We start from the raw sequence: 19,901 nt of genomic DNA, 5'->3' as shown, positions 1-19,901 counted from the left end.
GGCGCCGATGTGCGGGTAGCGCTCGTACACCTCGGCCAGGGAGCCGACCAGGAAGGGGCGGGGGTCGACGATCTCGGCGGCGCCGAGGCGGCGGGCGGCGACCACGCCGGCGCCGTAGCTCATCCCCCCGTGGGTCAGGGTCGGCCCGTCCTCGACGACCAGGACCCGCCTGCCGGTGACCAGCTCGGGGTCCTCGACCCGGACCGGGCTGGCCGCCTTGACGACCACGGCCCCGGCGTTGAGCTGCTTGAGCTGCTCCTCGAGGTCGGCGACCTGCTCGGGGGTGGCCTCGTCGACCTTGTTGATGACGAGCACGTCGGCCGCCCGGGCGTTGGCCTCGCCCGGGTGGTAGCTCGACTCGTGCCCGGCCCGCAGCGGGTCGGCGACCACGATGTGCAGGTCGGGCCGGAAGAACGGCAGGTCGTTGTTGCCGCCGTCCCACAGCAGCACGTCGGCCTCGGCCTGGGCGCGCTCCAGGATGGCGTGGTAGTCAACGCCGGCGTACACGACCGTGCCGGCGGCCAGGTGCGGCTCGTACTCCTCGCGCTCCTCGATGGTGGCGCGGGCGGCCACCAGGTCCTCGACGGTCGTGAAGCGCTGCACGGCCTGGCTGGCCAGGTCGCCGTAGGGCATGGGGTGGCGGACGGCCACGACCTTGCGGCCGGCGGCCCGGAGGATCTCGGCCACCCTCCGGGTGGTCTGCGACTTGCCGGCCCCGGTGCGGACGGCGCACACCGCCACCACCGGCACGGCCGCCACCAGCTCGGTCTGCCTGCGGCCGAGCAGGCGGAAGTCGGCCCCGGCGGCCAGGACCCGGGAGGCGACGTGCATCACGTCGACGTGGCGGACGTCGGAGTAGCTGAACACCACCTCGTCCACGTCCTCGGCGGCGATCAGGTCGTCGAGGCGCTCCTCGGGGACGATCGGGATCCCCTGCGGGTAGGCGGGTCCGGCCAGGGCGGCCGGGTAGGTCCGGTCGTCGATGTAGGGGATCTGGGTGGCGGTGAACGCCACCACCGTCGTGGCCGGGTCGCCCCGGAAGGCGCTGTTGAAGTTGTGGAAGTCCCGGCCGGCGGCTCCCATGATGATCACCCGTCGCTGCAAAACGCCTCCTTGCGTCCGAGCGCCACCCCCGAACGGGCGGCGCGCAGCAGCAAGAGGATACCGGTGCCAGCCCTGCTGCCCCGCACCGCCGGAAACGCCGCCACCTGCCCAGCCGCGACTGGGACAGGCCGGGCCAAGCCTCCGGGCGGGTCGGGGCCGTCAGGGCCAGGCGGTGGCGCTGACGCTCGTCCCGCCCTCAGCCGATGTGGCGGTCGCGAGGGGCGACGGCGTTGAGGCTGGGCTCGGCGGGGAGGGCGAAGGAGAAGACCGAGCCGTGGCCAAGGCGGCTGGAGACCCAGATACGGCCGCCCATGGCCTCGACCAGGCGCTTGGCCAGATAGAGGCCGAGGCCGGCGCCGCCCGGCTCGCGGGTCATGTAGTGGCCGACCCGGTGGAAGCGCTCGAAGATGCGGGACTGCTCGTCGATGGGGATGCCCGGGCCCCAGTCGCGGACCTCGAACACGACCTCGCGGCCCTGGGGGACGAGGCGGACCTCGACCGGCTCGTGGGGCGGGGCGTAGCGCAGGGCGTTGGAGAGCAGGTTGCCCAGCACCTGGTCGATCCGCATCCAGTCGCCGCGGCAGTAGACGGCGTGGTCGGGGGCGGCCACGTGGACCGTGCGGTCCGGGTCCTCGCTGGTGAAGCGGTCAACGACCTGGCGGACCAGGTCGACGGCGTCGATCGCGGTGGTGTCGACCAGCCCGGCCCCGGCCTCCAGCCGGGTCACCTCCAGCAGGTCCTCGATCAGCCGTTCCAGCCGCTGGGACTGCATCAGCATCAGCTTGTAGTACTCGCGCCGGCGGTCCTGGGCGAAGTCGCGGTCCTCGCGCAGCAGGGTCATCAGGAAGCCCTTGATGGGCGTGAGCGGGGTCCGCAGCTCGTGGGAGACGCTGGCCACGAAGTCGGTCTTGAGCTCGTCGGTCTGGCGCTCGCGGGTGACGTCGCGGACCACCACCACGTCGGCGTCCATGTCGCCGTCGGCGGCCACGATGGGGGCGTGGGCGTAGCGGATCCAGCGGGCCAGCCCCTCCTTGTTCAGCACCGAGGCGTCGCGGACCTCCTCGTGGCCGGAGGCGGCCGCGGCCAGGATCGGGCAGTCGGCGGCGCACATGTCGACCCCGTCGCCGTCGCGGGCCCGGAGCAGGTTGAAGCACTTCTGCCCCACCGCCTCGTCCTCCTGGTAGCCGGTGAGGGCGACCATGGCCGCGTTCCAGGAGCGGACGGTCCGGTCCGGCCCGACGGTGTAGATGCCGTCGGAGGAGTGGCCGACGATGTCGCGCAGGGCGGCCCGCTCGTTCTCGGCCGCCCGGTACAGCTCCTCGTTGACCAGGGCCGCCGCCCCCTGGTTGGCCAGGGTGAGCAGGGTCTCGGTGTCGTCGCCGGTGAAGTCGGCGTCGACCCGGGGCCCGAAGGCGGCGGCGAACCCGACCACCTGGCCGTCGGCCTCCATCGGCACCATGGTGTAGCGGGACCAGCCGGCCCGGGACGCCCAGCCCTTGGCCGCCTGCTCCCAGGCGATGGGCGACGCCGGCACGGTCAGCCGGTCGGTGCCGCCGGTGGAGACCACGTCGAGCACCCCGTCCTCGTCGCGGCCCAGGAACACGGCCGCCCCCTCGCAGTTGAGGACGTCGGCGACCTGGCGGGCGAAGGCCTCCCAGGCGCGGGCGTCGCCGAGGCGGTTGGACAGGGCCCGGCCGGCCGCGTACAGCGAGTGCATCCGCTGGCCCTGGGCCAGGCTGCGGGCCCAGGCCCGGTTGCCGAGGAAGGTGAGGCCGATGGGCACGATCAGCAGCGGCAGCAGCGCCTGGTCGTGGACCAGGAGGGCGGCGATGATCAGGCCGTAGGCGATGCTGGCGGCCCAGTCGGCGGCCGCCACCGGAGCCGCCCGCAGCCAGCTCTGCACGAACCCCTGGCCGGTGGAGAGGCTGACCACGGTGCTGACCAGCGAGTGGTTGACGATGAAGAAGGCGGCCATGGCGAGGACCCAGATCACGGCCAGGGCCGGCCGGAACACCCCCGTCTCGAGCTCGCCCCCGAACAGGTCGTAGCGTTGCAGCAGGTCGACCAGGAGGGCGGCGGAGGCGGCGGCCACGGCCACCGAGAGGATGTACTGGGGGACGTTGAACAGGCGCTTGACCGGCTGCGCCTCGAACAGCAGCTGGCTGACCGCGATGCCGACGCCGGTCGCGATGACCAGCACGGGCTGGTCGAGGAAGACCACGCCGAGCACGATCACCATGTCGCACACGCCAACCGAGAAGCGGTGGTTGCGCAGCGGCACCTTGACCACGAACCGCTCGGCCACGACCAGGCCGGCCACGTACAGCAGTGGCTCCCAGGCGGCCCGCCATCCGCCGTCCACCAGGAGGCGGACGGCGGCGGGGGCGTACAGCGCGACGACGATCGTGGCCGCGGCCACGACCGCCAGGACGAACAGCCAGGCGGCGCGAGGGAGCGAGGTCCGGACGCCCTGGGGGAGCGTCCCGGGCTCGCTCACCTCGTCACCGCCATCGGCTGGCTACGACCAGGTGGTCGACGGCCCGTTGCGGGTCCGGGACCAGGTGGTCGACTCCCGGCCCGGCCGGGACCGTGCCGGGGCACGGGTTGCAGGGACACTGACAGTACGCGGGTACATGGCGGTTCCTCTCCCTTACGCGTCCGCCCTGGGGGTGGCGGGGTTGCGCGTAGCGGCGATGGGCGAGTCAACGGCCTAGATTCTGCGCGTGCCATGTGCCTCCGTGCAATGCTCCTACCGGGCCAAACGAGACTATTGATCAGTAACGATCGGTAACTAGGTTTCCCGATCCGGACGGCCGCGGCAAGCAATTCTGGTGGCGTTCGCCGAGCCGCCCCAATTTGTTTCACGATCAACCGATTCGACCCGGCGCTGGCAGGCCGGCGGCCGCCGCCAGGGCCGCCCGGGCCTCGCCCGCTGGCGCGCCGACGGTGGCCAGCACGCACCAGGCGGCGCCGGCGTCGCCGAGAGCCCGGAGGCGGGCCAGGACGGTGTCGGGGTCGCCGGCGACCACCCGGGCCACCTCGGCCGGGGGCCGGCCCTCGCCCCAGCGGGCCAGCCGGTCCGCGGCCTCGTGCCGGTCGGGCGCCACCAGCACCTGCCCGCCCCAGGTGCCGGCGACCGTGGCCGGGTCGCGCCCGGCCCCTTCGGCCGCCCGGCGGACCCCGGCCAGGCCGGCGGCCAGCTCCTCGGGGGTCAGGGCCCAGCCGTTCCAGCCGTCGGCCAGCCGGCCGGCCAGGTCACGGGCGGTCGGGCCGGCCCCCCCGACCCAGACCTCGGGCCTCGGCGACCCGGCCAGGGGGCCGCGCAGGGCGGCGACGGTGTCCTCGACCGCCCGGGCGCGGTCGGCCGGGGTGCCGAACGGCAGCCCGAAGGCGAGGTTCTCGGGCTGGTTGGCCAGGTCGCCGCGGCCGACGCCGATGACCGGCCGGGTCCCCGCGACCTGGCCGACGCCTCCGGCCATCCGGGCCACCAGGGCCGGGGCCCGCAGCCCGGCCCTGGTCACCAGGGTGCCCACCCGCAGGCCGCCCGGCGCCCGGCCGGCCTCGGCGGCCACGGCGGCCAGCAGCGTCCAGCACTCCAGGGCCGGCCGGGTCCGGACCCCCCCGAGGGGCCAGAGGTGGTCGAACACGAACACCCCCCCCAACCCGAGCCGCCGGGCGTCCCGGCAGGCGTCAAGGGCCGGCCCGGGCCGCTCCGAGAACTGCGGCAGGGTGATCCCGAGCGTCGGGAGGCCGTCCATCATTGGCGGGCCAGGGCCAGGGTGGCCGCGCCGACCAGGCCGGCGTCGGCGCCGAGGCGGGCCGGGACCACCGGGGGCAGGTCGCGGTGGTCCCGGGCGTGGACGTAGCGCTCGAAGCTGGCCCGGGCCGGGGCCAGCAGCAGGTCGCCGGTGGCGGCGACCCCGCCGCCGACCACCACCAGGTCGGGGTCGAAGATCGTGACCAGCGAGGCGATCCCGACCCCGAGCCAGTGCCCGACCCGCTCGAACAGGGCCAGGGCCGGCTTGTCGCCCTCGGCGGCGGCGGCGAACACGACCTCGCCGGTGACCAGGTCCGGTCCCCCGGCCAGGGCGGCCAGGCGGCCGCCGGGGTCGGCGGCGGCCGCCTCCCGGCCGAGGCGGCCCAGGGTCGAGCCCGAGGCCATGGCCTCCAGGCAGCCGCGGTTGCCGCAGGCGCAGCGGTCGCCGCCGGGGTCGACGATCAGGTGGCCGAGCTCGCCCGCGAACCCGTGCTCGCCGTGGTACAGCTGGCCGTTCAGCACCAGCCCGCCGCCGATGCCGGTGCCGACGTTGACCAGCACGAGGTCGTCGCTGACGGCCCCGGCCCCGAACCGGGCCTCGGCCCAGGCGGCGGCGTTGCCGTCGTTGTCCACGCTGGTCGGCAGGCCGGTCCGCTCGTGCAGGAGGCGGCGCAGCTCCAGGCGCCGGTAGGTGTTGTGCGGGGCCCAGCGGGCGTTGCCGCCCGGCCGCTCGACCAGCCCGGCCGCCCCGACCCCGATCGCCTCCACCCGCGGGTCGCGGTCCCGCAGCTCGTCCACGACCGCGTGCAGGGCGGCCAGGGTGGCCAGCTCGTCGTCGGGCGGGGTCGGTACCCGGACCCGGTCGAGGATCCGCCCGTCCTCGGCGACCACGCCGGCGGCGATCTTGGTCCCGCCGATGTCGACGCCGATGGCCCGGGGCTCGACCGTGCCGGCTGAGGCCACCAGGTCAGCCGATGTCGATGCGCTGGAGGCCGTCGCTCGCGGCCGCGGCGTCGCCGGTCCCGGCCGGGCCGGGGCGGCGACGCGAGGCCGGCCGGGCGGCCGGCTCGCCCCCGCCGTCGAGCAGGGCCCTGGCCGCCAGCAGCAGCTCGGCCCCGGCCTTGACGAGGTGCTCGACCGCCTCCGGCCGGGCCTCGCGCAGGGCCGCGATGGCCGAGCAGATCGGGCAGTACTGGCACTCGGGGGCCTGGCCGGCCGCGGCGTCGTGGGGCGGCATGGGCGTTCCTCCGGTCGGCGCGGGCATCAGGCGCCCCTGGCGTCGGCGGACGGCCCCTCGCGGGCGTCGAAGCGCACCACCAGGGTGCCGCGGCGCAGGTTGGCGGCGGAGATCTCCAGCGGCTGCAGCGCCTGGGGCAGGAGCACGTTGCGCTTGTAGCCGCCGACCTTGATCAGCAGCTCGTCGCCCTTGCGGTGGACGTCCAGGTCGCCCCGCTCGGCGAACGGCAGGTCCATGCGCAGGGCGTAGCCGCCGCCGGCCTCCTTGGTGACCCGCAGCGGCCGCGACTCGGCGAGGACGCCGGCCGGGTCGCGGGGGCCGTAGACGGCGGCGGCCACCTCCGACAGCCGCTCCAGCCCGACCATCTCGTCGTCGAACAGCCGGCAGGTGAGGATGGGCAGGGGCGCGAACGACTCGGTGATGGTGCGGAAGTGGTCGGCCTGGATCTCCTTCCACTTGCCGAAGTAGGGGTCGGTGACGTCGTCGGGCAGCAGCCGGTTGACCACCACCGCGTCCACCCGGTAGCCGAACAGCGACAGGTAGGTGTAGGTGCGCCGGGCCTCGGCGACGACCATCTTCTCGGGGTTGAGGACCAGCCGCACGGTCGAGGTCTCAGGCTCGGCCAGCAGCACCCGGACCCGCTCCAGGTTGCGGTACAGCCGTTCCACGGCTGCGAACACGGCGTCCGACGCGATCGGGGGCAGGTTGCCGAGCCGGCCCAGCAGCGGCCGGGCCACGGTCGCGATCCGCCGCGAGGAGGGGAACAGCCGGTCGATGTACCAGCCGAGCGCCTCGGGCAGCGACAGCAGCCGCAGCGTCTCGGCGGTCGGGGCGCAGTCGACCACCAGCAGGTCGTAGTCGCCGGCCTGGTGGTAACGGTTGATGTCGATGAGGCTGAACAGCTCGTCCAGGCCGGGGATGACCGACAGCTCCTCGGCCTCGACGGCGTCGACCCCGCCCCAGTTGAGCAGGTTGACGACGTACTCCTGGATGTCGCGCCAGTTGGCCTCCAGCCGGGCCTGGCTGTCGATCTGCTCGGCCCACAGCCGGTCGGCGACCTGGCGCGGCTCGGCGCCCAGCTCGACGTCGAAGGAGTCGGCCAGCGAATGGGCCGGGTCGGTGGACATCACCAGGGTGCGGTGCCCGAGGGCCGCCGCCCGGGCCGCCGTGGCCGCGGCCACGGTGGTCTTGCCCACGCCGCCCTTGCCGGTGAACAGGAGGATGCGCACGGTGCTGGCAGCCTACATGGACTCCACGCGGCGCTTCAGGTCGCTCAGGGCCGAGCGGACGATCTGCTTGGCCGCCTGCCGCTTGATCAGGCCGGGCAGGGGGACGCCGAGGGCGACCTCGAGCCGGTAGGTGACCCTGGTGGCGCCGTCGCCGCCCGGCTCAAGGGCGTACGAGCCGGCCAGGTCGTCCAGCGTCCCCTCCACGTACGTCCAGGACATGCCCGCATCCCGCGGCGCATACCGGTAGGCCAGGGTGTAGGCCTGGTCCCCCACCGGGGTGCCGAGCCGGAAGGCGACCCTGGTCCCCCGCCCCCGCCGGTCGCGGGCCAGGACCTCGACCTCCTCGAGGGCGCCGACCCACTCCGGATAGGCCTCGAAGTCGGCCACCACCGCCATCACCTCCGCGGGGGTGGCGTACACCTCGGTGGACCCTTCGGCATGCTCGGCCATGCCCCGATGGTATTACGCCGGGTGCTCCAGCATCCGCCCGGTGCCCCGGAAGTAGCCGACGTTGACCAGCCAGGTCCGGCCCACCCGGAGGCGGCTGCGCCGTGGCTGGTGGACGTGGCCGAAGTAGAGGTAGTCGGGCTGGTGCTCCTCCACGTAGTCGAGCAGCGCCTGGCTGCCCGGCTCGGGCCGGCCGGCCACGACGTCGAAGCGCAGGTCGTCGACGGCCGGGGGCATGTGCGAGCAGAGCACGTCGACCGGGCCGACGGCGGCCACCTTGGCCGCGAACGCCTCGTGGGTGATCTCCGACAGGTGCGGCCGCTCCCCCCGCGGCAGCCCGCCGCCCACGAACCCGACCAGCATCCCGTCGACCTCGACCGCCTCCCCGTCCAGGTGCCGGACCCCGGGCCGGAGCAGGTCCTGGAACTGCTCGGGACGGTCGACGTTGCCGTGGGTCAGGTAGGTGGGCTCGGGGAAGGCGGCGAACACCGCCTCGTACTGGGCCCGGACGGCCGCCCGGACCCGGTCGCGGACCTCGTCCTCCCGCCCCGCCGAGGCGCTGCGCAGCACCCGCCCCGCCTCCTCGAACCGCCCGGCGGTGCGGTGCCGCACGAAGTCCCGGGTCGCCTCCGGCCCGAACACCTCGGCCGCGATCCCCTCCATCGTGCGGTAGTCGATCAGGTTCACCAGGTCGCCGCAGACCAGCAGCGCGTCCGCCCCGGCGGCCTCCCGCGCCAGCGCGTCGGCGGCCCCGTGGATGTCGGAGATCACTCCTATCCGCATCGGCACATGCTAGCGAGGCGCCACCGGCCGCGGCCCCTGATCCATGTGGGGGGCTCGCTCCCCCCACGGCCCCCCAAGAGCGCCTGTGCCATGGCCCTGCTGATGCGCGACACTTACCGCTATGGCTGGGGCGAGCGTGGTGGTGGTCGGTGGCGGGGTGATGGGTTGCTCCATTGCCTTCCACCTGGCCGAGCGGGGCGTGGACGTGCTCGTGCTGGAACGGGGCATGGTCTGCTCGGGGATGACGGCCCGGTCGGGGGCGCTGGTGCGGATGCACTACACCAACGAGCCGGAGGCCCGGATGGCCCTGACCGGGCTGCGCTACTTCCAGGACTGGAAGGACCGGGTCGGGGGCTGGTGCGGGTTCACCGTCACCGGGGCGGCGGTGCTGGTCGGGCCCGGGGAGGGCGAGCGGCTGCGCCGCAACGTGGCCATGCTGCGGCGGGTCGGGGTCGACACCGAGGCCGTGGCCCCGGCCGACCTGGCCGCCGAGCATCCCGAGCTGGACCTGGCCGGGGTGGAGATGGCGGCGGTCGAGCCCGGGTCGGGGTACGCCGACCCGGTGGCGACCACGTTCGCGTTCGCGTCCCGGGCGGTGGACCTGGGGGCGCGGATCGGCCAGGGGGTGGCCGTGCGCGGGCTGGCCGTGGAGGGCGACCGGGTGGTCGGGGTCGACACCGACGGCGGGCGGGTCGGGGCCGACGCGGTCGTGCTGGCCTGCGGGCCGTGGGTCGACCCGCTGGCCCGGACGGCCGGGTTCGAGCTGGGGATCACGCCCGAGCGCTCCCAGATCGCGTTCTTCCGCCGGCCCGGGGCCGCCCGCCGGCACCCGGTGGTGATCGACGGGGTGCTCGGCACCTACTTCCGGCCCCACGGGGGCGAGCTGTCGCTGCTCGGGGTGGCGGCCGGCCACCACATCGAGGTGGCGGCGATCGACCGGGAGGTCGAGGGCTACGACCACGAGGTGGTCGCCCCGGCCCTCGGGCGCCTGGCCGGGCGGGTGCCGTCGTTCGCCGGGGCGCCGTTCGCCCGCGGCCACCGCGGCGTCTACGACACCTCGGCCGACAGCCGGGCCGTGCTCGACGCCGCCCCCGGGGTGGCCGGGCTGTTCGTGGCCGGCGGGTTCTCCGGCACCGGGTTCAAGAAGTCCCCCGCCGTCGGCGCCTGCATGGCCGAGCTGGTGACCCGGGGCGAGGCCACCACCGTCGACATCCGCCCGTTCCGCCTGGGCCGCTTCGCCGAGGGCGACCCGGTCGTCGGGGACGAGTACCGCCTGCCGCCGGAGTTCGGTCACAAACTGTAGCCCGCGGCAATCGTTCGGGATGGGCCGGAAGGGATCAATCGGCTGGCCTCGCCATATAGACTCCTTGAGCGATCCATCGCGAACCCTGAGGGAGGGACCATGAGCAGCATGGAGCCCGACGAGGGCACCCAGGCCGACGCCCCGCGCCTGGACAGGCTCGAGGCCGCCGACGCGGCCGACGCGCCCCGCCTGGACACGGCCGAGGCGACCGGCGGCAGCGACGCTCCCCGCCTGGACAGGGCTCCCCGCCTCGATGCGGCCGGCGCCGGCTCCGCCGAGGACGACCCGGACGACAGCCCCGACTCCTGATCCCTCCGGCGCTCCCGACGCCGCCGTCCAGGTGAGGGCCGTGACTTCACTCGGAGCCGCTTCGACCGGCATGGTCTGTCCCGCCTGCGGGGTGGCGTCGCCGGCTGAGGCGCGCTTCTGCCCGTCCTGCGGCCAGCGGCTGCTCGGCGGCGTCGACGAGCGCCGGGTGGTGACGGTCCTCTTCGCCGACCTGGTCGACTCGACCAGGCTGGTGGAGTCGCTCGACCCGGAGGCCGCGCGGGACCTGCTGAATGAGACCTTCCGGCGCCTCGCCGCCGAGGTCCGCCGCTTCGGCGGGACCCTGGAGAAGTACATCGGCGACGCCATCTTCGCCGTGTTCGGGTTCCCGACCGGCCACGACGACGACGCCGCCCGGGCGGTCCGGGCGGCGCTGGCCCTGCGCGACATCGTCAAGACGGCCGAGACCGCCCTCGGCGACGTCCCCCTGCACCTGCGCATCGGGCTCGACACCGGCGAGGTCGCGGCCGGGCCGTGGTCGGGGGACCTGCGGGTGACCGGCTCGGCGGTGCACACCGCGGCCCGCATCCAGCAGGCGGCCGAGCCCGACCAGATCCTCCTGTCGGCCCGCACCCTGCGCGCGGCCCGCGACATCGTCGAGGTCGGCCCGGCCGAGCTGCTGACGGTCCGCGGCCAGCGCCAGCCGGTCGAGGTGGCGGAGGTGCTCGGGCTGGCCCCGGCCGAGCCCGTGACCGAGGCGATGGTCGGCCGCGAGGCCGACCTGCCACGGCTGATCGGCGCCCTCGACCACGCCGCCCACCACAACCGGCTGGTCCTGCTGGTCGGCGACGCCGGCGTTGGCAAGTCGACCTTGGCCCGGGCGGCCACGGCCCAGATCGGCGACCGCGTCCACGTCCTCTGGGGACGCTGCCTGCCCGACTGGCAGAGCCTGCCCTTCTGGCCGGTCCGCGAGGTGCTGGCCGCGGCCGCCGGGATGGCCGCCACCGACCCGGCCGGCGTGCTCGCCTCCTCGATCGGCCGGCTGGTCGCCGAGACCTGGCCGGACCCGCGGGCCGCCCCGGCCACCGCGGAGGCCCTGTGCCGGCTGGCCGGCCTCGACTCGGACGAGCCCGGCCCGATGTCCCAGCCCGTCCTCGGCGACGCCCGCGAGCTGGCCGCCGCCCTGGCCGGGGTGCTGTGCGGCCTGGCCAGGAACGAACGGGTCCTGGTGGTCCTTGAGGACCTGCACTGGGCCACCAGCGACCTGCTGGAGGTGGCCTCGACGCTGGTCACCGACGGCTGCCAGGCCGAGGGGCAGCTCGCCTACCTGGGGATCAGCCGGCCCGAGCTGCCCGGCCTGCCGGCCTGGCTGGTCAGGACGGGGACCCAGCGGATCGACCTCGACCCGCTCGGCGAGCGGCCCGCCGCCGAGCTGCTCGTCTCGGTGCTGGGCGCCGACACCGACCCGGGGCTGGCCGGCCGCGTCTTCGAGCACAGCAAGGGCAACCCGCTGTTCGTCAAGGAGCTGGCCCTGGCCCTCCGGGAGGCGGAACGGACCGGGCCCGACCAGCCCTCCCTGCCCATCCCCGACTCCCTCCAGGCGCTGGTCGCGGCCCGGCTCGACCGGCTGCCGCTGTCGACCAAGCGCGTCCTGTGCCGGGCCGCCGTGGTCGGCAAGTGGTTCTCGCACGCCGCCCTGGCCGCCCTGGCCCAGCCCGGCGACGGCGAGCTCGACGCCGACCTGGACCGGCTGGTCCGGATGGGCCTGATCGAACGGCTGCCCGAGCGCCTGGCCGGCGGCCAGGAGCGCTTCGCCTTCCACCACGCCCTGTTCCGTGACGTGGCCTACAGCATGCTGCCCAAGGCCGGGCGGTCCGAGCTCCACGGCCGGCTGGCCGGGTGGCTGGCCGGGGCGCCCGGCGAGGAGCCGAGCATGCCCGAGGTGGTCGCCCGCCACCTGGTCCAGGCGGTCCGGCTGGCCGGCGAGGTGCGGGCCCCGACCGCCGAGGACCGGGAGCTGGCCGCCCGCGCCGTCGCCGCCTGCCAGCGGGCCGCCCGGCGCCTGCGCGACCAGGAGGCCCTGGCCGCGGCCGCCCAGATGCTCGACGACGCCCTCGCCCTGGCCGACCTGGCCGAGACCGGTGTCGAGGAACGGGCCGAGCTGCACCTGGAGCGGGGGACGGTCCGCGGGGCCACCGGCGACCTGCCGGGCGCCGTGGCCGACCTCGGGCCGGCCACGGGCGCCGAGCGGACGGCGGTGCGGGCCCAGGCCTGGACCGAGCTCTCCCGGGTGCACGTGCTGTTCGGGCAGTTCGCCGAGTCGGCGGCGGCCGCCGACCGGGCCATCGTCGAGGCGGTCGAGGCCGGCGACCCCGCGCTCATCGCCCAGGCGACCCGGGTCAAGGCCTACCCGCCGTACCTGGCCGGCGACCTGGCCGGGGCGGGCCGCCTGCTCGACGAGGCGATCGTCCAGGCGCGCCGGGCCGGCCAGGCCAAGCTGGTGATCGAGCTGCGGGCCAGCCTGCTGCCGATGCGCCTGTACCTGGCGACCCCGCTGGACCGGCTGCGCGCCGAGGCCCTTGGGCTGATCGAGGACGCCCGCGCGGCCAGCCGTCGCAGCGCCGAGGCGTCCGCCCAGGTCTCCCTGGGCGAGGTGGCCTGGCTGCAGGGCGACCCCGACGCCGCCGAGCGCCACTTCGCCGAGGGCAACCGCCTCAGCCTCGAGGTCGGCTTCACCCGCAAACGGCTGTGGTCGCTGCTCGGGCTGACACTGGTCGGGATCGCCCACGACGAGCCGGAGGCGGCCCGCCGCCGGGCCCAGGAGGCGATCGAGCTCACCACCCAGCCCGACGGCAGCGCCGACGTCGAGGCCGAGCTGCACCTGGCCGAGGCCTGCCTGGCCGGCGCCGACCCGGACGAGGCGGCCGCGGCCGTGGCCCGCGCCTGGGCGGCGGTCCAGGACGTCGACGTGTTCTCGCGGGCCCGGCTGCAGCGCACCGAGGCCAAGCTGGCCCTGGCGTCGGGCGACCCGGCGAGGGCGGTGGCGCTGCTGGAGCGCTCCCTGGCCGCCCTGGAGACGACCGGCCACCGCCTCGACCAGCTGCACACGCTGGTCGAGCTGGCGCCGGCGTTGCGCCGGGTCGGCCGGGCCGACGAGGCCGGCGCCGTGGCCAAGCGAGCGCTCGACCAGGCGACCACCATGGGCGCCCATGCCCTGGTCCGCCGCCTGACCCAGGCAGAGGTCCCGGAAGGGGGAGTTGGGAGATGACCCGACGGCGATCCCAGGCCGACGAGGCGGCGTTGCTTCAGGTGCTCGAGCAGAGCCCGATCTTCCGCCACGGGCGGCCCGACGCCCTCGACCAGCTGGCCAAGCAGGCGACCCCGTTCGACTACCCGGTGGGCAGCTTCCTGATGCGCCAGGGCGAACCCGCCGACCACGTGCTGGTGCTGACCGCCGGCGAGGTGGCGATCGTCTCCCCCGTCCGGGGCGGCGGCGAGCTCGTCCACACGATCATCCGGGCCGGCAACCTGATCGGCGAGCTCGCCCTGCTGAACGAGGGCCGGCGGACCGCCGGGGCGCGGGCGACCTCGCCCACCACCGCCTGGGCCATCGGCCGCGACCCCTTCTGGGGCTTTCTGGAGGCCAACCCGCCCGCCTCCTCGGCCCTGCTGCGGCAGGTGGCGGCCCGGCTGGCCGCCCGTGAGGCGCTGATCGACGACCTGCTGTCGCTCGACGTCAAGAGCCGGCTGGCCAAGGTCCTGCTCGGCCTGGCCGACGACCTCGGCGAGCCCGACCCCGACGGCGGGACCAGGATCTCCCTGCGCCTCACCCACCGCGACCTGGCCGGCATGGTCGGGGCCAGCCGCGAGAACGTCAGCCGGGCCCTGGGGGCGTTCCGCAAGCGCGGCTTCATCAACTACGACTCCGACTCGATCCGCCTGCGCAACCCCGACGCGCTCCGCCGGCTCACCTGAGCCTGGTCTGTGCCGGTTGTGTCGGAGATCACCGGGATGCGGTGACCCAGAGCACCGACGCCAGCGGGGGGCGGCGGCTACGCTCATCTCGTCCTCCCGAGAGGTACCGGCGGAGACACAGGAGGAGCCCGCCGGAACCGGCAGGGGGATGGGGACACAGCGGAAGGATTCGGTGTTCGGGGGGGTCCGGGACCGACGGGGGCGGTCACCGGGACCGGGGGGGCCCGAACCCGCCGCTGGCGGTGCCGGTCAGGGGCGCGGTCGTCCGCGACCAACCGGCATCCCGGGCCAGGCCCGCTCCGTCACGGCCGGAGCGGGCCTGGTCGCCTTCCCGCCCGCCGGCGCCACGGTCCCGTCCAGCACGGCGCGGGTCGCCACCTCCAGGCCGTCGACGACGGCGACACCCGCCGGCGGCGGCCGCCCGGCCGCCTGCCCGGTGGTCACGTACAGCGGGGTCACCCCGGCGGCGGCGGCCGCGCCGACGTCGGTCGGGTGGTTGCCGATCATGTACGACGCGGCCAGGTCCAGGCCGAGGCGTGCGGCGGCCGCCTCCAGCATCCCCGGCCCCGGCTTGCGGCAGCGGCAGCGGCGGGCGTAGCCGGGCACCGTCCCCTCGGGATGGTGCGGGCAGTGGAGCACGGCGTCGAGCCGCACCCCGGCCCCGGCCAGCAGCTCGGCCAGCCGCCGGTGGACGGCGTCGACGGCGGCCTCGTCGTAGAGGCCGCGGGCCACCCCGGCCTGGTTGGTCACCACCACCAGGGCGTAGCCGGCCGCGGCCAGCCGGGCCAGGGCGCCCACCCCGCCCAGCAGCGCCACCCGCGCCGGGTCGTGGAGGTACGGGACCTCCTCGACCAGCGTGCCGTCGCGGTCCAGGAACACCGCCGGCCGGCTCATGAACCAGCCAGGCGCTGCTCCACCCAGCCGCAGAGGGCGTGGCCGATGGTGATGTGGCCCTGCTGGACCAGGCCGGCGACGTCGCCGTCGACGTGCAGGGCGAGGTCGGCGGTGTCGTCGAGGGGCGAGGCGGCCGGGCCGAGGAAGGCGACCACGGCCATGCCGCCGGCCTTGGCGGCGGCCGCCGCCCGGAGCACGTTCTCGGAGCGGCCGCTGGTCGAGATGGCCACCAGCACGTCCCCCGGCCGGCCCAGGCCCTGGACCTGGCGGGCGAACACGTCGGCGTAGCCGTAGTCATTGCCAAGGGCGGTCAGCACCGAGGTGTCGGTGGTGAGGGCGACCGCCCGGTAGGCGGGCCGCTCCAGCTGCAGGCGCCCGACCAGCTCGGCGGCCAGGTGCTGGGCGTCGGCCGCGCTGCCGCCGTTGCCGCAGAACAGCACCTGGCCGCCGCCGGCCAGGGCGTCGGCGACCAGCCGGGCGGCCCGCTCCACGGCGGCCCCGCCGGGCCGCTCGGCCAGGGTGGCGGCCATCGCCGCCGAGGCCTTCAGATACCCGTCGATATCCGTCATGCGCTCCCCCGGGTCCGGTGGTTGCCGGCGGAGGCGCCGTGCGGGTCGAAGCGGACCGGCGAACAGGGGGCGCCGGCGCCTTCGAGGGCGGCCACCATCCGGGCCCGCCGTTCCGGCGGGGCCGCGAACAGCATGAACCCTCCGCCGCCGGCGCCAAGCACCTTGCCCCCGGCCGCCCCGGCGGCCCGGCCGACCTCGTACAGCTCCTCCAGGCGGGGGGTGGCGATGCCGGTGGCGAGCCGGCGCTTGTGCTCCCAGCCCTGGCGCAGGCCCTCGGCGAAGGTGGCCAGGTCGCCGGCGAGCAGGGCGTCGCGCATCGCCTCGGCCAGCGCCTTGAGCGCGCCCAGGCTGGCCAGGCTCTGCTCGGAGCCGACCAGGACGCCGTCGACCTGGCGGCGCAGGATGCCGTCGTCGGTGCGGCTGTCCCCCGACCAGGCCAGCACCAGCGAGCGCTCCAGGGCCTCAAGGACGTCGGCGGCCACCGCCAGGGGGCGGACCTCGACCTCGTCGTCGCCGGCGAACTCGATGAAGTTGAGGCCGCCGTAGGCGGCGGCGTACTGGTCCTGCATGCCGCCCTCGATCTTGAGGTCGACCCGCTCGACCTGGTAGGCGGTGCGGGCCAGCTCGGCCGGGGACCAGCGCCGGCCGGTGGCCGCCCCGACCGCGGCCAGCATGGCCACGACCAGCGCCGAGGACGACCCGAGGCCGGACCCGGGCGGGGCGTCGGTGGCCAGGGTGAGGTCGAGCCCGCGACCGGGCCGGCGGGCCGCCAGGTCGCGCAGGACCGCCTTGACGAGATCGAGGTGGCCGTTGAAGCCGAGCTCGTCGGGGGCGAAGGCGGCCCGGGCCCGCAGGTCGCGCGAGACGACGTGGTAGTCGCCGTCGCGCCGGGGGCGGAGCTCGGCGGTGGCGCAGCGGTCGATGGTGACCGACAGGACCGCCCCGCCGTGGGTCTGGGGGTACGGCGGCACGTCGGTCCCGCCGCCGGCGAAGCTGATCCGCAGCGGCGCCCGCGCCCACGAGGTCCTCACTTCGGGGCCCCGGCGGCGATGGAGAGCAGCTCCTCCAGGCGGGTGACGACCGCCGGCCAGGAGAACTCGGCCTCGACCCGGCGCCGGCCGGCCGCCCCCATGGCCCGGGCCCGGGCCGGGTCGGCCAGCAGGCCGGCCACGGCGGCGCCGACCGGTCCGGGCCGGCGCCCGTCGACGACCGTCCCGGTCTCCCCCTCGGCCACCGTCTCGGGGGCGCCGCCCGAGCGCCCGGCCACCACCGGCAGGCCGGTCGCGGCCGCCTCCAGGAACACCACCCCGAGGGCCTCCAGGTCCAGCCCCAGCCAGCGGGTGCGGCACGGCATGGCGAACACGTCGCCGGCGGCGTAGTGGGCCGGCAGGTCCTCCCAGGCGACCTCGCCGGCCAGGTGGATGCGGTCGGCCACCGGGCTGGCCGCGGCCAGCCGGCGCAGCCGCCGCTCGTACGGCCCGCCGCCGACCAGCAGCAGCCGCGCCTCCGGCACCCGGGCCACCACCTCCGGCCAGGCCTGGATGAGCCGGTCCTGGCCCTTGCGTGGGACCAGCCGCGAGATGCAGACGCAGACCGGCGCCGACCCGAGCCCGTGGCGCGCGCGCACCGGCCGCCCGTCGACCGCCGGGTGGTAGGCGTCGGCGGCCACGCCGGCCGGGAGCAGCTCGACCGGGCAGCGGCCGCGCACGGCCCGGGTCACCCGGGCCGCCGACCAGCGGCTCACGGCCGTGACCAGCCGCAGGTCCCCGGCCACCCGGACCATGAGGCGGCGGACCAGCGGCACCCGGCCGACGGCGACCTCGACCCCGTGGGTGAAGCCGACGCAGGGCACCCCGGTGGCGCGGGTGAGCCGCCCCGCCAGCAGCCCGAGCGGGAACGCGGCCCCGAAGCAGATCACGTCCGGGCGCACCTCCCTGGCCAGCGCCACCGTCCGCCGCAGGACGCCGGGAACGGGCAGCATCGTCCGGCCCGGGTGGCGCACGACCCGGAATGGCTGGTCGGCGTCGAAGGCGGCCGCCCCGGGCCAGGCCGGCGCATAGACGACCACCCGGTCGGGTGGCAGCCGGCGCACGAGGTTGTGGCAGTACTGCTGGATTCCCCCGGACCGGGGCGGGAAGTCGTTGGTGACGAGCAGCAGGTTCACGGCCCGGGCATTCTAGTGGCGTTCGGCCCAGAGCCACGCCTGGGCGATCCGCGCCATGGTCGAGGGGTGGCTGGCGAACAGCAGCATGAGCAGCCGGTTGGGGCGCAGGTCGGCCCGGTTCTCGAGGGCGAGGCGGCGCTCGACGGCGACCGCCGTGGCCGGGTCGCCGGTCACCTCCAGCGCCACCCAGTCGGCCCTGGCCTCCGCCCAGCGGCTGATCGCGCTGGCCACCGGCGCCGCCACCAGGCCGCCAAGGGCGGCCAGAAGCAGCAGGCCGGGCGCGGCCAGCGGGTCGCCCAGCCCGGTCACCCCGAGCGCCCGCTGGACCGGCTCGAGGTCGAACACGGCCACGGCGGCCAGCACGGCCACGGCGGCCAGGGCGGCGGCCCCGACCGTCCCCCAGAGCACGTCGCGGTGGCGGACGTGGGCCAGCTCGTGGGCGGCGACCAGGGCCACCTCGTCGGCCCCGCCCGGCGACCCCGGCCCGGCGGCGGCCAGCAGGGTGTCGTAGACGACGACCCGGCGGGTCCGGCCCAGCCCCGACACGTAGGCGTTGACCTTGGTCGTGCGGCGGCTGGCGTCGGCCACGAGCACGTCGCCGACCGGCACCCGCATGGTCTCGGCCAGCTCCAGCAGCCGGGCCCGCAGCGGCCCGGGGTCGAGCGGGCGGAACCGGTTGAACAGCGGCTCGATCAGCACCGGCCCGAGCAGGGCCGGACCAGCACGAGAAGGACAGCGGCGGCTGCCGCCACAAGCGGCCAGCCCGCCGGCTGCCAGCGGGCGCCCAGCACCAGGGCGGTGAGGGGCAGGACGGTCAGGACCAGGCCGACCGCCCGGCCCTTGGACCAGTCGCGCAGGAAGCCGCCGAGGCGCTGGGTGGCCAGCCCGGCCCGGGCGTCCTGGCGGAAGGCCCGCACCGAGAACGGCAGCCCGACGCCGGCCCGCACGGCCAGCACGGCCACGGTGGCCAGGGCCACCCGCCCGGGCACCCACCCCCCGGCCAGCCCGGCCGCCGCCCGGACCAGGGCCCGGCCGGGCCCGGTGAGGGCGAGGACGGCCAGGGCGGCCAGGTCGACGCCGTAGGCGGCCAGGGCCCACCGCTGGCGGGGCTTGGCGTAGGCGACGCAGGCCCGGATCTCCTCCTCGGTGAACGCCTCCAGCGGGTCGGCCGCCGGCGGCCGGGGCACGACGATCAAGACGCGAGCTGCTCGCGGACCCAGGCGGCCCAGCGCCGTTCGGCGGTCCCGTAGGAGATGTCGAGGACCTTCCGGAACCCGCGGTCGAGCTCGCGGGAGCTCGGCGAGTCCGACCCCCGGAACTCGCGGTACAGGGCCTGGAGCTTGCGGCTCCCGTGGGTCACGGCCACCCACTGGCAGAACGAGGATCCCTCGTCGTAGGCGACCGGGGCGTTGCGGCTGCGGAACTCGGCGTCCCTCGGCAGGCGGCCGTCGAAGCCCCTGCGGGCCAGCGCCTCGTGGGTGATCCTGAACGGCAGCCCGACCGGCCTCAGCGCGGTGTAGTCGGCGAACCCCTCGACCAGCAGCAGCGGCACGCCGTCGCCCAGGGTCCGGGTGGCGACGTGGGTCATCTCGTGGGTGACGAGGACCTGGAGGTTGAGCTTGTCGTAGCGGACCACGTTGGTGGAGTTGACCACGATCCGGTTGCCGAGCACCCGCTCGGCGTCGCCCGACTCGACCGACGAGGAGGCCACCGCGGCCACCCGCGACAGGTCGCGGGCGCCGACGAGCCTCTCGGCCTCGGTCTCGTTGCTGGGGACCAGGATCACCGCCTTGCGTTCCCATTTGCCGGTCCAGGCGGCGCCGACCTCTGTGTAGGCGCGGTCGGCGGCCCGCAGCAGCTTGCCCGCCAGCGTCTCCTGGCCGGTGTGGTAGACGATCAGGGTGCGGGCGCTGCGCACCGTCTTCACCGGGCCGCCCTCCCAGATCTCGACGTCGTCGCGCCGGCGCATGCTGGCGTCGCCGGGGCCGGCGATACGCCAGCCGGAGCGGGTCTTCACGAAGGTGAAGGAGTCGCGGGCCAGCACGGGGCTATCGTCTTGGCCCTCGAACCGGTACCTGGTCTCGACCTGGGCCCGGTAGACCTCGTTGCGGGGGGCCTCCAGTCTGGTGATCTCGTAGGCGAAGGCCGAGAACGGCACCGTCCGCATGGCCT

19 protein-coding genes are annotated in these 19,901 nt (G+C 75.8%); 4 read left to right on the top strand and 15 right to left on the bottom strand.

Annotated elements, in window-relative coordinates; all coding sequences use genetic code 11:
• The 8 genes from VF468_30245 to VF468_30210 form a co-directional block, all read right to left on the bottom strand.
• Positions 1 to 1,083, bottom strand: a 1,083-nt coding sequence (locus tag VF468_30245) for a GTP-binding protein (protein HEX5882568.1), incomplete at its 3' end; no start/stop codon positions are given.
• 217 nt (positions 1,084 to 1,300) lie between these two features.
• Positions 1,301 to 3,601, bottom strand: a complete 2,301-nt coding sequence (locus tag VF468_30240) for an ATP-binding protein (GenBank protein ID HEX5882567.1) — start codon at positions 3,599 to 3,601, stop codon at positions 1,301 to 1,303.
• A 370-nt stretch (positions 3,602 to 3,971) separates the two neighbouring features.
• Positions 3,972 to 4,865 (bottom strand): LLM class flavin-dependent oxidoreductase, encoded by an 894-nt coding sequence (locus tag VF468_30235; protein HEX5882566.1) that lies wholly within the window; start codon positions 4,863 to 4,865, stop codon positions 3,972 to 3,974.
• Positions 4,862 to 5,824, bottom strand: a complete 963-nt coding sequence (locus tag VF468_30230) for an ROK family protein (GenBank protein ID HEX5882565.1) — start codon at positions 5,822 to 5,824, stop codon at positions 4,862 to 4,864. The genes VF468_30235 and VF468_30230 overlap by 4 nt, the downstream gene beginning before the upstream one ends.
• 4 nt (positions 5,825 to 5,828) lie before the next feature.
• Complete coding sequence (locus VF468_30225; protein ID HEX5882564.1) at positions 5,829 to 6,098, bottom strand: hypothetical protein; 270 nt, start codon at positions 6,096 to 6,098, stop codon at positions 5,829 to 5,831.
• A gap of 26 nt (positions 6,099 to 6,124) precedes the next feature.
• Positions 6,125 to 7,327 carry a TRC40/GET3/ArsA family transport-energizing ATPase gene (locus VF468_30220; protein ID HEX5882563.1) on the bottom strand — a complete coding sequence of 401 codons (1,203 nt, stop codon included), beginning with the start codon at positions 7,325 to 7,327 and terminating at the stop codon, positions 6,125 to 6,127.
• A 12-nt stretch (positions 7,328 to 7,339) separates the two neighbouring features.
• Positions 7,340 to 7,777, bottom strand: coding sequence for an SRPBCC family protein (locus VF468_30215; GenBank protein HEX5882562.1), 438 nt, complete (start codon positions 7,775 to 7,777; stop codon positions 7,340 to 7,342).
• A 12-nt stretch (positions 7,778 to 7,789) separates the two neighbouring features.
• Positions 7,790 to 8,557 carry a metallophosphoesterase gene (locus VF468_30210; GenBank protein ID HEX5882561.1) on the bottom strand — a complete coding sequence of 256 codons (768 nt, stop codon included), beginning with the start codon at positions 8,555 to 8,557 and terminating at the stop codon, positions 7,790 to 7,792.
• 121 nt (positions 8,558 to 8,678) lie between these two features.
• Between VF468_30210 and VF468_30205 the strand changes: the two genes are divergently transcribed.
• The 4 genes from VF468_30205 (at position 8,679) to VF468_30190 (ending at position 14,102) form a co-directional block, all read left to right on the top strand.
• Positions 8,679 to 9,860, top strand: coding sequence for an FAD-binding oxidoreductase (locus tag VF468_30205; protein ID HEX5882560.1), 1,182 nt, complete (start codon positions 8,679 to 8,681; stop codon positions 9,858 to 9,860).
• 99 nt (positions 9,861 to 9,959) lie between these two features.
• Positions 9,960 to 10,169 carry a hypothetical protein gene (locus VF468_30200; protein HEX5882559.1) on the top strand — a complete coding sequence of 70 codons (210 nt, stop codon included), beginning with the start codon at positions 9,960 to 9,962 and terminating at the stop codon, positions 10,167 to 10,169.
• A gap of 91 nt (positions 10,170 to 10,260) precedes the next feature.
• A complete protein-coding gene (locus tag VF468_30195) occupies positions 10,261 to 13,395 on the top strand; it encodes an adenylate/guanylate cyclase domain-containing protein (protein HEX5882558.1) in 3,135 nt (1,044 codons plus the stop codon).
• Positions 13,392 to 14,102 carry a Crp/Fnr family transcriptional regulator gene (locus VF468_30190; GenBank protein HEX5882557.1) on the top strand — a complete coding sequence of 237 codons (711 nt, stop codon included), beginning with the start codon at positions 13,392 to 13,394 and terminating at the stop codon, positions 14,100 to 14,102. The genes VF468_30195 and VF468_30190 overlap by 4 nt, the downstream gene beginning before the upstream one ends.
• A gap of 249 nt (positions 14,103 to 14,351) precedes the next feature.
• On the opposite strand, the gene VF468_30185 is transcribed toward VF468_30190, so the two are convergent.
• From VF468_30185 to VF468_30155, 7 genes are all read right to left on the bottom strand, one after another.
• Positions 14,352 to 14,996, bottom strand: coding sequence for an HAD family hydrolase (locus VF468_30185; protein HEX5882556.1), 645 nt, complete (start codon positions 14,994 to 14,996; stop codon positions 14,352 to 14,354).
• Positions 14,993 to 15,565 (bottom strand): SIS domain-containing protein, encoded by a 573-nt coding sequence (locus tag VF468_30180; GenBank protein ID HEX5882555.1) that lies wholly within the window; start codon positions 15,563 to 15,565, stop codon positions 14,993 to 14,995. The genes VF468_30185 and VF468_30180 overlap by 4 nt, the downstream gene beginning before the upstream one ends.
• On the bottom strand, positions 15,562 to 16,596 hold the full coding sequence (locus VF468_30175) for a hypothetical protein (GenBank protein ID HEX5882554.1): 1,035 nt from the start codon (positions 16,594 to 16,596) through the stop codon (positions 15,562 to 15,564). Before VF468_30175 ends, VF468_30180 begins: the two co-directional genes overlap by 4 nt.
• Positions 16,593 to 17,729 (bottom strand): glycosyltransferase family 4 protein, encoded by a 1,137-nt coding sequence (locus VF468_30170; GenBank protein HEX5882553.1) that lies wholly within the window; start codon positions 17,727 to 17,729, stop codon positions 16,593 to 16,595. The genes VF468_30175 and VF468_30170 overlap by 4 nt, the downstream gene beginning before the upstream one ends.
• A gap of 12 nt (positions 17,730 to 17,741) precedes the next feature.
• Positions 17,742 to 18,428 carry a M48 family metalloprotease gene (locus tag VF468_30165; protein HEX5882552.1) on the bottom strand — a complete coding sequence of 229 codons (687 nt, stop codon included), beginning with the start codon at positions 18,426 to 18,428 and terminating at the stop codon, positions 17,742 to 17,744.
• Positions 18,422 to 18,925, bottom strand: coding sequence for a hypothetical protein (locus VF468_30160; GenBank protein ID HEX5882551.1), 504 nt, complete (start codon positions 18,923 to 18,925; stop codon positions 18,422 to 18,424). Before VF468_30160 ends, VF468_30165 begins: the two co-directional genes overlap by 7 nt.
• Positions 18,922 to 19,901, bottom strand: a 980-nt coding sequence (locus VF468_30155) for a hypothetical protein (protein ID HEX5882550.1), incomplete at its 5' end; no start/stop codon positions are given. The genes VF468_30155 and VF468_30160, both read right to left, overlap by 4 nt.

This window comes from Actinomycetota bacterium (assembly GCA_036280995.1).
Lineage (GTDB): Bacteria > Actinomycetota > CALGFH01 > CALGFH01 > CALGFH01 > CALGFH01.
This window is presented reverse-complemented; position numbering and strand designations above follow the sequence as displayed.

What these genes read in the sequence shown, in the direction of transcription:
- VF468_30190 (HEX5882557.1), top strand. Translation starts at nt 13,392, where the DNA reads ATGACCCGACGGCGATCCCAGGCCGACGAGGCGGCGTTGCTTCAGGTG.
- VF468_30215 (HEX5882562.1), bottom strand. Translation starts at nt 7,777, where the DNA reads ATGGCCGAGCATGCCGAAGGGTCCACCGAGGTGTACGCCACCCCCGCG.
- VF468_30205 (HEX5882560.1), top strand. Translation starts at nt 8,679, where the DNA reads ATGGCTGGGGCGAGCGTGGTGGTGGTCGGTGGCGGGGTGATGGGTTGC.
- VF468_30200 (HEX5882559.1), top strand. Translation starts at nt 9,960, where the DNA reads ATGAGCAGCATGGAGCCCGACGAGGGCACCCAGGCCGACGCCCCGCGC.
- VF468_30185 (HEX5882556.1), bottom strand. Translation starts at nt 14,996, where the DNA reads ATGAGCCGGCCGGCGGTGTTCCTGGACCGCGACGGCACGCTGGTCGAG.
- VF468_30225 (HEX5882564.1), bottom strand. Translation starts at nt 6,098, where the DNA reads ATGCCGCCCCACGACGCCGCGGCCGGCCAGGCCCCCGAGTGCCAGTAC.
- VF468_30210 (HEX5882561.1), bottom strand. Translation starts at nt 8,557, where the DNA reads ATGCGGATAGGAGTGATCTCCGACATCCACGGGGCCGCCGACGCGCTG.
- VF468_30180 (HEX5882555.1), bottom strand. Translation starts at nt 15,565, where the DNA reads ATGACGGATATCGACGGGTATCTGAAGGCCTCGGCGGCGATGGCCGCC.
- VF468_30235 (HEX5882566.1), bottom strand. Translation starts at nt 4,865, where the DNA reads ATGATGGACGGCCTCCCGACGCTCGGGATCACCCTGCCGCAGTTCTCG.